Here is a 14,626-nt window from a genome sequence, read left to right as displayed (position 1 = left end):
CGGTGGTGAAGGGGCGGTACGGACGATGGCGACGGAACGACTGGTGGTGGTGGGCGGTGACGCGGCGGGGATGTCCGCCGCGTCACAGGCCCGCAGGCTGAAGGGCCCGGCGGAGCTGGGGATCGTGGCCTTCGAGCGCGGGCACTTCACCTCCTACTCGGCGTGCGGGATCCCGTACTGGGTCGGCGGTCAGGTCGCCGAACGCGACGACCTGATCGCCCGTACCCCCGAGGAGCACCGGGCCCGGGACATCGATCTGCGCATGCGCACGGAGGTCGTGGAGCTCGATCTTTCCGGGTCCCGGGTCCGCGCCCGCGATCTGGACACGGGGTCCGAATCCTGGACGGAGTACGACAAGCTGGTCCTGGCGACGGGCGCCCGTCCGGTCCGCCCCCGGCTCCCCGGCATCGGCGCGCACGGGGTCCACGGCATCCAGAGCCTGGACGACGGCCAACGGCTGATGGGAACCCTGCGGCGCACGGAGGGCCGCCGGGCGGTCGTGGTCGGCGCGGGGTACATCGGCGTGGAGATGGCCGAGGCCTTGGTGGCGCGGGGGTACGAGGTCACCGTCCTGCACCGGGGCGAGCAGCCGATGGCCACGCTGGACCCGGACATGGGCGGCCTGGTGCACAGCGCGATGAACCGGATGGGGATCCGTACGGTCTCCCGCGCCGAGGTGACGAAGATCCTCACCGACGAGGAGGGTCGGGCCCGCGCGGTGGCCACGTCGGGGGGCGAGGAGTACGAGGCGGACGTGGTCGTGCTCGGCATCGGGGTGGAGCCCCGTACGGCGCTCGCCCGCGCGGCCGGACTTCCCCTCGGCCCTTCGGGGGGCCTGCTCACGGACCTCTCGATGCGGGTCCGGGGCCACGAGAACATCTGGGCGGGCGGCGACTGCGTGGAGGTCCTGGACCTGGTCGCGGGCCGCACCCGGCACATCCCGCTGGGCACGCACGCCAACAAGCACGGTCAGGTCATCGGCTCGGGCGTGGGCGGCGGCTACGCGACCTTCCCCGGGGTGGTCGGGACGGCGGTCAGCAAGGTCTGCGACCTGGAGATCGCCCGTACGGGGCTGCGCGAGCGGGACGCCCTGGAGGCGGGCCTGCGCTTCGTGACGGCCACCATCACCTCCACCAACACCGCGGGCTACTACCCGGGCGCGGCGGAGATGACGGTGAAGATGCTGGCGGAACGCCGTACGGGCCGCCTCCTCGGGGTCCAGATCGTCGGTGGCGCGGGATCCGCGAAGCGGGTGGACATCGCGGCGGTCGCCCTCACGGCGGGCATGACGGTCGACGCGATGGTGTCCCTGGACCTGGGCTACGCGCCGCCGTTCTCCCCCGTCTGGGACCCGATCCTGGTGGCGGCCCGCAAGGCGGTCGCCGCGGTCCGCGCCGCCGTCTAGACACCTTCTAGAGGGCGGCCGGCGGCGCGAACGGGCCGTCCGCGGCGAAGGCGAGGGCCGCGAAGCGTTCGCCCATCCGGCGGTGCGTGGCCGCGTCCGGGTGCAGGGCGTCGGGCAGCGGGAGCTCGGCCGTGTCCCCCTCGCCGTAGAGGGCGCGGCCGTCGAGGAGGTGCAGGTTCGGGTCGTCGGCGGCACGCAGGCGCACGATCCGGGCCAGCTCCTCGCGGATGACGCCCAGGGTCAGCTTGCCGAAGGCCCGTTCGGCGGGGTCGCCTGCGGCCCGGAACCGCAGTCGCCCCTCGGCGAGCTCGCCGAGGTCGGGCGCGCTGGGGCCGGGGGTGTCCTCGTGGATGGGGCACAGGATCGGCGAGAGGACCAGGAGCGGGGTGGTGGGGTGGCCCTCGCGCACGGTGTCGAGGAACCCGTGCACGGCGGGGCCGAAGGCCCGCAGCCGCATCAGGTCGCGGTTGACGAGGTTGATGCCGATCTTGACGCTGATCAGGTCCGTCGGGGTGTCGCGCAGGACCCGGGCGGTGAAGGGGTCGAGCAGGGCGTTGCCGCTCAGGCCGAGGTTGGTCAGTTCCACCCCGCCGAGGCCGGCGGCCAGCGCGGGCCAGGTGGTGCTGGGGCTCGCGGCGTCGGAGCCGTGGCTGATCGAACTTCCGTGGTGCAGCCACCGGCGGCGGCCCGTGTCCGGCGGTGTCTCGACGGGGGCGTCGGTGCGCAGGGCGACCAGCTGGGTGATCTCGTTGTGGGGCAGCCAGATCTCGATGTCCTTGGCCCGGTTCGGGAGGCCGGAGAACCGTACGGTCCCGGGCGGGCCGGGCCGGGTCTCGGTGGCGCCGGTGGCCATGTCCACCTGGAGGACGTTGCCGCCGCCGACGTGGCCCTGATCGGCCGGCAGGCCGTCGATGAGCAGGTCGTACAGGCCGTCGGGGCGGGGCGGTGCGCCGTCGTAGGCCATCTTCGTGCGGAGCGTGTCCAGCTCGATGACGGTGGCCCGGGTGCGGAACGCCAGCCGTACCCCGGAGGGCTGGGTCTCGACCGTGGCCAGATCGCCGTCGGCGCACTGGGCGCGGGCTCGCGCGGGCAGTCGGTGCGGCAGCAGCCCGTGCTCGGTGCGCTCCAGGTCCAGGGCGCCGCGCAGCAGGTCCGGGGTGATGGGTGTGGTGATCCGGGCGGATTCGTGGCTCATGCACACACCCTGCCGACCGGCCCCCGCGTCCGCCACATCATTACCGGACGGCGCGGTGCGCCCGGTGATGATGCGGCGGGGTGCGGGTTCAGCGCGCGGTGCGGGTGTGGACGTAGTCCACCAGGCGGGTCAGCGCGTCCGGGTCGGTCGTCGGGAGGACGCCGTGGCCCAGGTTGAAGACGTGGCCCTCCAGGCCGGCGGCGGCCGCGAGGACCTCGTCCGTCTTGGCCTCGACGGCCTCGGTGGTGGAGAAGAGCACGGCCGGGTCCAGGTTGCCCTGGAGCGCCTTGCCGGGGCCGACCCGGCGCACGGCCTCGTCGAGCGGGACGCGGTAGTCGACACCCATGACGTCCGCGCCGGCCTCACCCATGAGGCCGAGGAGCTCGCCCGTGCCCACTCCGAAGTGGATCCGCGGCACTCCGTAGGAGGCGACGGACTCCAGGACCTTGGTGGAGGCGGGCATCACCGAGCGGCGGTAGTCCGCCGGCGCGAGGGCGCCGACCCAGGAGTCGAAGAGCTGGATCGCGGAGGCGCCGGCCTCGATCTGGACCTTGAGGAAGGCGGAGGTGATCTCCGCGAGGCGGTCCAGGAGGTCGGCCCACAGCTGCGGGTCCCCGTACATGAGGGCCTTGGTGTGCTCGTGGTTCTTGGAGGGGCCGCCCTCGACCAGGTAGCTCGCGAGGGTGAAAGGCGCGCCCGCGAATCCGATCAACGGCGTGGCGCCCAGTTCACCCGTGAGCATGCCGATCGCCTCGGTGACGTACGAGACGTCCTCCGGGGTGAGGTCGCGCAGCTGTGCGAGGTCCTCACGGCGGCGGATCGGCTGGGCGACGACCGGGCCGATGCCCGGCTTGATGTCCAGGTCGACGCCGATGGCCTTCAGCGGGACCACGATGTCGGAGAAGAAGATCGCCGCGTCCACCTTGTGGCGGCGCACCGGCTGCAGGGTGATCTCGGTGACCAGGTCGGGCCGCATGCAGGACTCCAGCATCTGCGTGCCCTCGCGCAGCTTGCGGTACTCCGGGAGTGAGCGTCCCGCCTGCCGCATGAACCACACCGGGGTGTGCGGCACCGGCTCCCGCCGGCACGCCTTCAGGAAGGCGGAATCGTACGTCTGACTCGGCTGGCCCGTGGGGCGGGTGTTGGCGCTCACGACCCAAATCTTCGCACGTATGAAGAAGTGTCCGACCCGGCGAGGGTGTCCCTGCGGCGCACGGGCGCTCGTTCCGCCTAGTCTTCCCCGCATGGCTGCGGCTCAGGGACGATTTTCAGATGGCGCCGAGGGTATGGACAGCGCGAAGGAGAGCTCCGTCCCGCTCCCGTTCCGGCGGGCGGTCGACGGCTTGAAGAAGGCCCGGCTGCGTCCGGGTATCGAGATCGACCCCACGAAACCGCCCCAGAGACTGGCGCCGCACGCCTACGCCCTGGAGGCCGCGGTGGTGGACGGCGAGGAGGACCTGGCCGACGGCCGGCTCATCCTGCTGCACGATCCGTCCGGGCACGACGCCTGGCAGGGGACGTTCCGGCTGGTGACGCTGGTGCGCGCGGAGCTGGAGCCGGAGATGGCCGCGGATCCGCTGCTGCCCGAGGTGTGCTGGTCCTGGCTGACGGGGGCGCTGCAGGCGCGCGGGCTGGCGTACGGGGAGGCGAGCGGCACCGTGACGATGGCGGGCTCGCACTACTTCGGCGGGCTCGCGGAGCGGCGGCCGGCCACGCAGATCGAGATCCGGGCCTCGTGGACGCCGCGCGAGGGCGTGGGAGGGGTGCCGGACACCTCGGCGCACCTGTCGGCGTGGTGCGAACTGCTGTGCCAGGTCGCGGGGCTGCCGCCGGTGGGTCCGACGGACACGGCGACGGGTGTGGTCTCCCTGCCACAGCGTCGCGGTCCGCACCACCCGTAGCCGCAGGGCCGGACGGCCGCCGGATTCGGCGCGCGACCCAGAACGACTGAGCGAAGAACAGGTCGGGCGGTCGAAAGACGGCGTCCCTTGCGGGCTTCTGATCAACCGATGATCGATCGTGCGTCCGAATTGCCCGAATTGTTACTCACCAAATCGTGATCATTCCCTAAAGCCGGGCGGGTGACGTGCCGAAGGAGTGGGTGACCATCCGCACGGTTCGCACCGGCTTCCTTCCCCGAGCCGGCCGTCCCGCCACTCCCCCAGGAGGCCTAGGTGTCCGTTCTTCTCGAGCAGCCCGCAAGCCTGGTCGCCTACCGCCCGAACAAGCCGACGGCCATGGTCGTCGTGGCCGACCCGCGCGTCCGCTCCACCGTGACCCGCCATCTGTGGGCCCTCGGAGTACGTGACGTGATCGAGGCGTCGTCCATCGCGGAGGCCCGCCCCCGCGTCGGCAGCCCGCGCGACATCTGCGTGGCCGACGTACACCTGCCCGACGGCTCCGGTCTCACCCTGCTCTCCGAGACCCGGGCCGCCGGCTGGCCCAATGGCCTGGCCCTGTCCGCCGCCGACGACATCGGCGCCGTGCGCAACGCCCTCGCGGGCGGCGTCAAGGGCTACGTCGTCACCGGTACGCGGACCAACATCGGGCTCCCCACCCGGCCCGGCGCCGCCCCCATCGGCGCTGCCGCCGCCCGTATGCACCGCCGCCCCCCGGGTGCCCCGAGCCACCCGGGCGGCTACCGAGAGCTCTCCGGCCGCGAGGTCGAGGTCCTGCGCCTCGTCGCGGAGGGCCAGTCCAACAAGGCCATCGGCGTCTCGATGGGCCTGTCCGCCCTGACCGTCAAGTCCCACCTCGCCCGGATCGCCCGCAAGCTGGGCACCGGTGACCGCGCCGGCATGGTCGCCGTGGCGCTGCGTACCGGGATCATCCACTGACCGCCGGCCGGAGCCCCCGGATATCCACCCCGGGAGCCGCCGCTCGGGAACCTGCCGGGAGACCCCCGGAATACCCCGGGAAAACGCCCCGCATACCGCCCGCGCCCGTCGACGGAACGTTCCGGCGACGGGCGCGTCGTATACACGGATACCCTTGACCGGTGACCGACGCCCAAGATCCCGCAGCAGACCTGCGCACCACCACCGGGGGCGGCCCCTCGGACGACGTCGTTGTTCCGCCCGGTGGGCTGCCGACTCCCTTGTTGGAGCCCCGTGAGGGGATTCCTCCGGTGGTCGCCGACGCGGACGCCCTCGCCGAAGTGGTCGCGGCGTTCGCCGCGGGCACCGGCCCCGTCGCCGTCGACGCCGAACGGGCCTCCGGGTACCGCTACGGCCAGCGCGCCTACCTGGTGCAGCTGCGCCGTGAGGGTGCGGGGTCCGCGTTGATCGACCCGGTGGGCTGCCCCGACCTGTCCGCACTGGGCGAAGCCCTGTCCGGCACCGAATGGATCCTGCACGCCGCCACCCAGGACCTGCCCTGCCTGCGCGAAATAGGCATGGTGCCCACCTCGCTGTTCGACACCGAGCTGGCCGGCCGCCTCGCCGGCTTCCCCCGGGTCGGACTCGGCGCGATGGTCGAGAGCGTGCTCGGCTACGCGCTGGAGAAGGGCCACTCCGCCGTCGACTGGTCCACCCGCCCGCTCCCCGAGCCGTGGCTGCGCTACGCCGCCCTGGACGTGGAGCTGCTGGTGGACCTGCGGGACGCGCTGGAGAAGGAACTGGACCGGCAGGGCAAGCTGGAATGGGCCCGCCAGGAGTTCGACGCCATCGCCTCCGCCCCGCCCGCCCCGCCGCGCAAGGACCCGTGGCGCCGGACGTCCGGCATGCACAAGGTGCGCCGACGTCGGCAGATGGCGGTCGTACGGGAGCTGTGGGAGTCCCGCGACCGGATCGCCCAGCGGCGTGACGTCTCGCCGGGCAAGGTGCTGGGCGACGCCGCGATCGTCGAGGCGGCACTCGCCCTGCCCGCCAACGTGCACACCCTGTCCGCCCTGCCCGGCTACGGGCAGCGGATGGGCCGGCGGCAGCTGGACCAGTGGATGGCCGCCGTGGACCGGGCGAAGGCCCTGCCCGAGAACGAGCTGCCGCAGCCCGGGGCGACCCCGGCCGGTCCCCCGCCGCCGCGCTCCTGGGTGGACAAGGACCCGGCGGCCGCGGCCCGACTGTCGGCGGCCCGTGCGGCCGTCTCGGCGCTGGCGGAGGAGCTGAACCTGCCGCAGGAGAACCTGATCACCCCGGACACCGTCCGTCGGCTGTGCTGGGAGCCGCCGCAGCGGCTGCACGCGGACGCGGTGGCGGAGGTCCTCGCGGGCTACGGCGCCCGGCCCTGGCAGATCGAACTGGTGACCCCGGTGCTGGTCACGGCCCTGTCGGCCACCGCGTAGGCGGTCGCCGAGGTGCCCCGGTCCGCGACGCGCGGACCGGGGCACGTCCGGATCAGAGGGGTTGCTCGGTGTAGTCGCCTTCCGTGTCCATGTAGAAGGTGCCCTTCGTGTTGCCGTCGATCTCGGTGTGCTTGAGCCACTTCCGGGACAGGTGGTGGACGTGCTTGACCACTCGTTCCCAGGGGATCTGGTGGCCCGCGCAGGCGACCTTGAAGTGCATCTTCTTCGGACCCGGGATGGCCTTGTAGAGCTCGGTGACCGAGAGGAAGGGATTGGTGCCCGGAACGCTGTTCACCGTCTTGTCGTGCTCGCCGACGACGATGAGCACAGGCACCTTGTGGCCGAGGATGTTGTCCACCTTGGCACCGGACTTGTTCCAGCCCCACCAGAAGGCGTTGCGGAAGCGCAGCACGCCCGAGGGCACGCCGGACACCGGCGGTCCCCAGTTGCGGCCCACCACGTCGTTCTCCATGATCGCCGCCCACACGGTGTCGACCATGCCCTCCTCACGCTGCTCGTCGGCGCAGCCGAGTTCCTTGTCCCAGGCCTCCCCGAAACCCTGCCGCCCGGTGATGTACATCGGGAAGTTCCACAGGGAGGGCGGCGGCGGCAGCGCGTCCGGCCTTCCCCACTTGGTGCCGGGCTTGCTCTCGGGGCCGTCCGGCCGGAAGACCGGGGCGAGCAGGAAGAGGCTGGAGACGTTCTCCGGGTGCTGGATGGCGTACGGGCCCAACGCGATGGCGGCGGCGGACCAGCCGAACAGCGCGACCTTCTCCACGCCGCGCTCGGCCTTGATGTACTCCACGACGGTGTGGACCTCGGCCCAGTCGGCGGCGGAGTCGCCGAGGTGCTTGGCGTACGGGGGGGTGCAGGGGCCCGGCAGCGGGTGGTTGTCGTGCAGGAGCTTCGCCTGCTGGGTGGCATTGGTGTTGCAGGGCTCGTTCATGACCGCCGGGCGCGGCGAGCGGCCATGGCCCTGGAGGTCCATGGCGAAGACGTCGAAGCCCGCCTTGGCGAGGAACAGCATCCAGTTGTACTCGCCGGTGCCCAGGTCCGCGCCGGGCAGGACGGGGACGCTGCGACCGTGCAGCATCAGGACGGCCGTGCGTTTGGTGGGATTCTTCGTCCCGTCACGCTCCCGGACGAAGAGTTTGATCACCTCCCCGTCGTTGACGGGGAGGGTGGAGGAGTGCTTGACCTCGTGGTCGATCGTCTTGATCTGCATGGCCGGGGTCTCCGTTCGGGTCGGCCGGGGTCCGGGGGCGGGAGGCCCCGGGACGAGGCCAGAATCCGGAAGCGGGTGTGCCCGACGCCATTGACGTGACCGTGACGATCGGCCGGCCGACCCGATCGGGGCACCGTCCGCGCTCCGATCGGACGGGCGTGAGGAGGGGGCGCACGGGCTCCCGCCGCGGGGCGCGGAGTGTGACCTTCGCCGCTCCTCCGGGAGGGGGTGTGCACATTGGTTACCCGCAAGTAGCATGGGTCGGGTGAGCGGGCGCTCAGCGGCCTACGCCGAACGCCCCCACGCGCAGCAGTGCACACCCGCACCTGGAGGAGAGCCAACGTGCCTCGTACCGTCAGGGACGTCGTCTTCGTCGACGGCGTCCGCACCCCGTTCGGCAAGGCGGGCCCGAAGGGCATCTACCACGAGACCCGCGCCGACGACCTCGTCGTGAAGGCGATCCGGGAGCTGCTGCGCCGCAACCCGGACCTGGACCCCAAGAAGATCGACGAGGTCGCCATCGCCGCGACCACGCAGATCGGTGACCAGGGCCTGACGCTGGGCCGTACCGCCGGCATTCTCGCGGGCCTCCCGCAGTCCGTCCCGGGCTACTCCATCGACCGCATGTGCGCCGGCGCGCTGACCGCCGTGACCGCCGTCGCGGGCGGTGTGGCCTTCGGTGCCTACGACGTCGCCCTCGCCGGCGGTGTCGAGCACATGGGCCGTCACCCCATGGGTGAGGGCGTGGACCCGAACCCGCGCTTCGTCTCCGAGAAGCTGGTCGACGAGTCCGCCCTGTTCATGGGCATGACCGCCGAGAACCTGCACGACCGGTACCCGACGATCACCAAGCTCCGCGCCGACGAGTACGCCGTGCGCTCGCAGGAGAAGGCCGCCAAGGCGTACGCCGACGGCAAGATCCAGCAGGACCTGGTCCCGATCTCGGTGCGCAACACCAACGAGGCGGCCGGTGAGACGGGCTGGGGCCTGGTCACCACCGACGAGCCGATGCGCCCGGGCACCACGCTGGAGAACCTGGCCGGCCTGAAGACCCCGTTCCGTACGCACGGCCGGGTCACCGCGGGCAACGCCGCCGGTCTCAACGACGGTGCCACCGCCGCGATCATCGCGTCCGAGGACTTCGCCCGGGAGAACAACCTCCCGGTCAAGATGCGTCTGGTCTCGTACTCCTTCGCGGGTGTCGAGCCCGAGGTCATGGGCTACGGCCCGATCCCGGCCACCGAGAAGGCCCTGGCCCAGGCCGGCCTGACGATCGACGACATCGGTCTCTTCGAGGTCAACGAGGCCTTCGCGGTCCAGGTCCTCGCGTTCCTGGAGCACTACGGCATCGCCGATGACGACGCCCGCGTGAACCAGTACGGCGGCGCCATCGCCTTCGGTCACCCGCTCGCCTCCTCCGGCGTGCGCCTGATGACGCAGCTGGCCCGTCAGTTCGAGGAGCAGCCGCACGTCCGCTACGGCCTGACCACCATGTGCGTCGGCTTCGGCATGGGCGCGACCGTCATCTGGGAGAACCCGAACTTCAACGCCGAGGGAGACTCCAAGTGAGCACCACCGCTGAGCTCCTGAAGGGCGCGGCCGAGCTGTTCCCGGACGAGGTCGTCACGTCCGCGCACGTCCGTCACCTGGACCTGCCGTTCGGCGCCGGGCGCTTCGCCCTCATCACGCTGGACAACGGCTTCGACCACACCAAGCCGACCACCTTCGGCCCGCAGTCCCTCGCCAACCTGAACGCGGCGATCGACCAGGTCGAGCAGGAGGCCCTCGCGGGCTCCATCGTCGGCGCGGGCATCACCGGCAAGCCGTTCATCTTCGCGGTCGGCGCCGACCTCAAGGGCGTCGAGCTGCTGAAGAAGCACGACGAGGCGCTCGCCATCGGCAAGGGCGGCCACGACGTCTTCAAGCGCCTCTCGGCGCTGGCGGTCCCGACCTTCGCGTACTACAACGGCGCGGCCATGGGCGGCGGTGTCGAGGTCGGTCTGCACTGCACCTACCGCACCGTCTCGAAGGCCATCCCGGCCTTCTCGCTCCCCGAGGTCTTCCTCGGCCTGGTTCCCGGCTGGGGCGGCTGCGCCATCCTGCCGAACCTGATCGGCGCCGAGCGCGCGGTCTCGGTCATCATCGAGAACTCGCTCAACCAGAACAAGCAGCTGCGCGGCAAGCAGGTCTTCGACCTGGGCATCGCGGACGCGCTGTTCGAGGGCGCGGACTTCCTGGAGCAGTCGCTCCTGTGGACCGCGAACGTCCTGAACGGCACCACCGAGGTCGTCCGCGACGAGATCGACCGCGGCGAGGCCTGGGACGCGGCCGTCGCCAAGGGCCGCTTCTTCGCGGACTCCAAGGTGCACGGCGCCGCTCCTGCCGCCTACCGCGCGCTGGACATCATCGCCGCCGCCAAGTCGGGCGACCTGCAGGCCGGCTTCGACGCCGAGGACACGGCCCTGGCCGACCTCATCATGGGCGGCGAGCTGCGCTCGGGCATCTACGCCTTCAACCTGGTGCAGAAGCGCGCCAAGCGCCCGGCCGGTGCCCCGGACAAGTCCCTGGCCCGTCCGGTCACCAAGGTCGGCGTCGTCGGCGCGGGCCTGATGGCCTCGCAGCTGGCGCTGCTTTTCCTGCGCCGCCTGGAGGTGCCGGTGGTCCTCACCGACATCGACCAGGAGCGCGTGGACAAGGGTGTCGGCTACGTCCACGCCGAGATCCAGAAGCTGCTCGGCAAGGGCCGCATCAACCAGGACAAGGCCAACCGCCTGACCGCCCTGGTGACCGGTGTCCTGGACAAGGCCGAGGGCTTCGCGGACGCGGACTTCATCATCGAGGCCGTGTTCGAGGAGATGTCCGTCAAGCAGAAGGTGTTCGCGGAGGTCGAGGCGGTCGCCCCGGCGCACGCGATCCTCGCCACCAACACCTCCTCGCTGTCGGTGTCGGAGATGGCCTCGAAGCTCCAGCACCCGGAGCGCGTGGTCGGCTTCCACTTCTTCAACCCGGTCGCGATCCTCCCGCTGCTGGAGATCGTCCGCGGTGAGCAGACCGACGACGCCTCGCTGGCCACGGCCTTCGGTGTCGCCAAGAAGCTGAAGAAGACCGCGGTCCTCACCAAGGACGCCCCGGCGTTCGTCGTGAACCGCATCCTGACCCGCTTCATGGGCGAGATCCAGAACGTCATCGACGAGGGCACCCCGGTCGTCACGGCGGAGAAGGCCATCGAGCCGCTCGGCCTGCCGATGTCCCCGCTGGTGCTCCTGGAGCTCGTGGGCCCGGCGATCGGTCTGCACGTCTCCGAGACCCTCAACCGCGCCTTCCCGGAGCGGTTCACCGTCTCCCCGAACCTCGCGGCGGTCGTCAAGGCCGGCAAGCGCGGCTTCTACGTCTACTCCGCCGAGAACGGCTTCAAGCCGGAGCTGGACCCCGAGGTCGCCGCGCTCCTGGTCCAGGGCGATGTCGTCCTGACCGAGGAGCAGGTCCGCGACCGCGTCCTGGACGCGGTGGCGCAGGAGATCGGCCTGATGCTGGAGGAGGGTGTCGTGGCCGAGGCCCAGGACATCGACCTCTGCCTCATCACGGGCGCCGGCTGGCCCTTCCACCTGGGCGGCATCACGCCGTACCTGGACCGTGAAGGCGTCTCGGAGCGCGTGAACGGCAAGAAGTTCCTCGCCCCCGGCCTCGCGAGCATCCCGGCCTAGTCCGGGTCTCCGAGGGCTGTTCCACGGCTCGGCCCGCCCCTTCCGGGGGGCGGGCCACAGCCGTTCGAATACCTGTCTAAGATTCACCCCCATGACGGAAAAGCACGCGCGGCCCAAGCGCCGCCGCCGCGTTCTGCGGATCACCCTGCTGCTGGTCGCCGTGCTGATCCTGGGCACGGCCGGGGCAGGCTGGTGGGCCTACAGCCACCTGAACTCCAACATCGACAGCGTCGACCTGGACCAGGCGATCGGCGACAACCGGCCCAAGAAGGTCGTCGCGAACGCCCAGAACATCCTGGTGCTCGGCTCCGACTCGCGGGCCGGGGCCAATGCCGATCTCGACCACGGCGATGTCAGCGGTGCCCGCTCGGACACCGCGATGCTGGTGCACATACCCGAGGGCCGGGCCAAGGCGACCGCGGTGAGCATCCCCCGCGACACCCTGATCACCCGGCCCGAGTGCAAGGACGGCAAAAACAAGACGCTGCCGTCCGCCAAGCGGGTCATGTTCAACTCGGTCTACTCGCTCGCCGGTCCGGCCTGTGTGGTCAACACCGTGGAGCAGATGTCCGGCGTCCGCGTGGACCACTTCGTCGAGGTCGACTTCGCCGGCTTCAAGGGTCTGGTGGACGCGCTGGGCGGGGTCACGGTCACCCTGGACAAGCCGATGAGCGGCGCCAAGGGCGGCCTGAAGCTGGACGCCGGCTCGCACCGGCTGAACGGCACCGACTCGCTGAAGTTCGTCCGTACCCGCTACGGCTACGGCGACGGCAGCGACCTCGGCCGCATCGGCCTGCAGCAGCAGTTCATGATGGCCATGCTGTCCGAGATCAAGAAGCAGGACGCCCTCGGCAACCCGGCGCGGCTCTACAAGCTCGCGGACGCCGGGACCAAGTCGCTGACCACCGACTCCGACCTCGCCTCGCTCACCGCGCTGTCCGACTTCGCGCAGAGCATGAAGGGCGTCGACCCGGACACCATGGAGACGATCATGCTCCCGGTCGCCTACGACAAGGTGGACCCGAACCGCGTGATCGTGGCCGAGCCGCAGGCGACCCAGCTGTGGGAGGCCCTGCGCACCGACCAGAAGGTCCCCGCCTCGGCGAAGAACTCCCCCGCCAAGGGCTGAGCCCCCGGCGGTCGTACGACGCGGCGGGCCCGTACGGGAATCACTCCCGTACGGGCCCGCCGCGTCATGTGCGGGGTACCACCGCGCTCAGAACTCCGCGTTCTGTCCGACCTTGTGCAGCCGGCTGTTGCGGTAGCCGTAGGCGAAGTAGACGATGACGCCGATGGCCATCCAGATGCCGAAGCGCAGCCAGGTCTCGGCCGGCAGGTTGAGCATCAGCCAGAAGGAGGCCGCGATCGACACGATCGGGACGAACGGCACCCACGGGGTGCGGAAGGACCGGTGCAGGTCGGGGCGGGTCTTGCGGAGGACGATCACGCCGAGCGCGACCACCACGAAGGCGAACAGGGTGCCGATGTTCACCAGTTCCGCGAGGGTCTCCAGGCTGGTGAAGCCCGCGACGATCGCGATGATCCCGCCGAGCAGCAGGGTCGCCCGGTAGGGGGTGCGGTACTTCGGGTGCGTCACGGAGAAGACCCGCGGCAGCAGTCCGTCACGGCTCATCGCGAAGAACACGCGGGTCTGGCCGAGCAGCAGGATCATGCACACGGTGATCAGGCCGACGGCCGCGCCGAGGCTGATGGCGCCCGAGAAGAACGGCTGGTTCACCGATTTGAAGGCTTCGGCGAGTGGCGCGGTCGGGGACATCTCCGAGTACTTCTGCATGCCGGTGACCACCAGGGTCACGGCGACGTAGAGCACGGTGCAGACCAGCAGCGAGCCGAGGATGCCGCGCGGCATGTCCCGCTGGGGGTTCTTGGTCTCCTCGGCCGCCGTCGCCACCACGTCGAAGCCGATGAAGGCGAAGAAGATGAGCGAGGCCGCCGTGAAGATGCCCATGACGCCGAAGTTCGTGGGCTCGTAGCCGAACATCAACTGGACCAGGGGCGAGTGCCAGCCGCTGACGCCCTCGGCCTGTGGCTGGGCCGGCGGGATGAACGGCGAGTAGTTGTCGGCCTTGATGAAGAACAGGCCCGCGACGATGACCAGCAGCACGACCGTCACCTTGATGGCGACGACGACCGCGGTGATGCGGGCCGAGAGCTTCGTCCCGACGACCAGGATCCATGTCAGTGCCAGGACCAGCAGGAACGCCAGCAGGTCGAAGTGGCCGCCGGCATCGGGGCCGGCCAGGGAGGTCGGCAGGGTCCAGCCGAGGTTGGTGTCCATGAGGTGGCGTACGTACCCGGACCAGCCGACCGCGACCACCGCCGTGCCGAGTGCGAATTCCAGCACCAGGTCCCAGCCGATGATCCAGGCGGGCAGCTCACCGATCGAGGCGTACGAGAACGTGTACGCCGATCCGGCCACCGGGACGGTGGACGCGAACTCGGCGTAGCAGAGCGCCGCGAGGGCGCAGACGATGCCCGCGGCCACGAAGGCCAGGGCGGTGGCGGGACCGGCGTTGTTCCGGGCGGCGATGCCCGTGAGGACGAAGATGCCGGTGCCGATGATGACGCCCACACCGAAGACCGTGAGGTCCCAGGCGGAAAGCGACTTCCGGAGCGCGTGTTCCGGCTCCTCCGTGTCGCGGATGGACTGCTCCACCGTCTTGGTACGGAATGGGCTGTTCAGATCCTTGCTCACCGACGCCTCCGAGAGGTGACGACGCACGAACGGGCCGGGAGGCCCACTCCTCAAGAGTGATCTCCCGGCCCGTGACGTGCAACCGCGCCTCGATCTACG

General features: G+C 70.9%; 11 protein-coding genes. 7 read left to right on the top strand and 4 right to left on the bottom strand.

Annotation, left to right across the window (positions count from 1 at the left end):
• Positions 1 to 25 precede the first annotated feature (25 nt).
• Positions 26 to 1,405: an FAD-dependent oxidoreductase gene (locus OG624_RS30690; RefSeq protein ID WP_161291975.1), complete on the top strand. Its 1,380-nt coding sequence runs from the start codon at positions 26 to 28 to the stop codon at positions 1,403 to 1,405.
• A gap of 7 nt (positions 1,406 to 1,412) precedes the next feature.
• Here OG624_RS30690 and OG624_RS30685 read toward each other — a convergent pair whose 3' ends face one another.
• Positions 1,413 to 2,600, bottom strand: a complete 1,188-nt coding sequence (locus tag OG624_RS30685) for a GDSL-type esterase/lipase family protein (protein WP_371640058.1) — start codon at positions 2,598 to 2,600, stop codon at positions 1,413 to 1,415.
• Between the two features lie 88 nt (positions 2,601 to 2,688).
• The gene (gene hemE, locus OG624_RS30680; protein ID WP_033217698.1) at positions 2,689 to 3,753 is read right to left on the bottom strand and encodes a uroporphyrinogen decarboxylase; all 1,065 of its coding nucleotides are present in this window, start codon (positions 3,751 to 3,753) and stop codon (positions 2,689 to 2,691) included.
• Between the two features lie 91 nt (positions 3,754 to 3,844).
• Here hemE and OG624_RS30675 point away from each other — a divergent pair, with 91 nt between their 5' ends.
• The 3 genes from OG624_RS30675 (at position 3,845) to OG624_RS30665 (ending at position 6,882) form a co-directional block, all read left to right on the top strand.
• Positions 3,845 to 4,501: a DUF3000 domain-containing protein gene (locus tag OG624_RS30675; protein WP_033217695.1), complete on the top strand. Its 657-nt coding sequence runs from the start codon at positions 3,845 to 3,847 to the stop codon at positions 4,499 to 4,501.
• 273 nt (positions 4,502 to 4,774) lie between these two features.
• Complete coding sequence (locus OG624_RS30670) at positions 4,775 to 5,437, top strand: helix-turn-helix transcriptional regulator (protein WP_007267191.1); 663 nt, start codon at positions 4,775 to 4,777, stop codon at positions 5,435 to 5,437.
• Between the two features lie 161 nt (positions 5,438 to 5,598).
• On the top strand, positions 5,599 to 6,882 hold the full coding sequence (locus OG624_RS30665) for a ribonuclease D (protein ID WP_078909137.1): 1,284 nt from the start codon (positions 5,599 to 5,601) through the stop codon (positions 6,880 to 6,882).
• A 52-nt stretch (positions 6,883 to 6,934) separates the two neighbouring features.
• Here OG624_RS30665 and OG624_RS30660 read toward each other — a convergent pair whose 3' ends face one another.
• Positions 6,935 to 8,107, bottom strand: a complete 1,173-nt coding sequence (locus OG624_RS30660; protein ID WP_078909136.1) for an alpha/beta hydrolase — start codon at positions 8,105 to 8,107, stop codon at positions 6,935 to 6,937.
• A 342-nt stretch (positions 8,108 to 8,449) separates the two neighbouring features.
• Here OG624_RS30660 and OG624_RS30655 point away from each other — a divergent pair, with 342 nt between their 5' ends.
• From OG624_RS30655 to OG624_RS30645, 3 genes are all read left to right on the top strand, one after another.
• Positions 8,450 to 9,676, top strand: a complete 1,227-nt coding sequence (locus tag OG624_RS30655; RefSeq protein WP_033217689.1) for a thiolase family protein — start codon at positions 8,450 to 8,452, stop codon at positions 9,674 to 9,676.
• Positions 9,673 to 11,811: a 3-hydroxyacyl-CoA dehydrogenase NAD-binding domain-containing protein gene (locus tag OG624_RS30650; protein ID WP_033217688.1), complete on the top strand. Its 2,139-nt coding sequence runs from the start codon at positions 9,673 to 9,675 to the stop codon at positions 11,809 to 11,811. The genes OG624_RS30655 and OG624_RS30650 overlap by 4 nt, the downstream gene beginning before the upstream one ends.
• 91 nt (positions 11,812 to 11,902) lie before the next feature.
• On the top strand, positions 11,903 to 12,940 hold the full coding sequence (locus OG624_RS30645; protein ID WP_371640057.1) for an LCP family protein: 1,038 nt from the start codon (positions 11,903 to 11,905) through the stop codon (positions 12,938 to 12,940).
• A gap of 87 nt (positions 12,941 to 13,027) precedes the next feature.
• Here the strand turns inward: OG624_RS30645 and OG624_RS30640 are convergent, their stop codons facing one another.
• Positions 13,028 to 14,527: an amino acid permease gene (locus tag OG624_RS30640; protein WP_033217684.1), complete on the bottom strand. Its 1,500-nt coding sequence runs from the start codon at positions 14,525 to 14,527 to the stop codon at positions 13,028 to 13,030.
• Between the last annotated feature and the right edge of the window lie 99 nt (positions 14,528 to 14,626).

It is taken from the genome of Streptomyces virginiae (genome assembly GCF_041432505.1).
In the GTDB taxonomy this organism is placed as follows: Bacteria; Actinomycetota; Actinomycetes; order Streptomycetales; family Streptomycetaceae; genus Streptomyces; species Streptomyces virginiae_A.
The sequence above is the reverse complement of the archived record's forward strand: the minus strand, read 5'-3'. Positions and strand labels throughout refer to the sequence as shown.

Excerpts from the sequence above, each read along its gene's own strand:
- OG624_RS30675 (WP_033217695.1), top strand. The coding sequence starts at position 3,845 with ATGGCTGCGGCTCAGGGACGATTTTCAGATGGCGCCGAGGGTATGGAC.
- OG624_RS30660 (WP_078909136.1), bottom strand. The coding sequence starts at position 8,107 with ATGCAGATCAAGACGATCGACCACGAGGTCAAGCACTCCTCCACCCTC.
- OG624_RS30690 (WP_161291975.1), top strand. The coding sequence starts at position 26 with ATGGCGACGGAACGACTGGTGGTGGTGGGCGGTGACGCGGCGGGGATG.
- OG624_RS30645 (WP_371640057.1), top strand. The coding sequence starts at position 11,903 with ATGACGGAAAAGCACGCGCGGCCCAAGCGCCGCCGCCGCGTTCTGCGG.
- OG624_RS30685 (WP_371640058.1), bottom strand. The coding sequence starts at position 2,600 with ATGAGCCACGAATCCGCCCGGATCACCACACCCATCACCCCGGACCTG.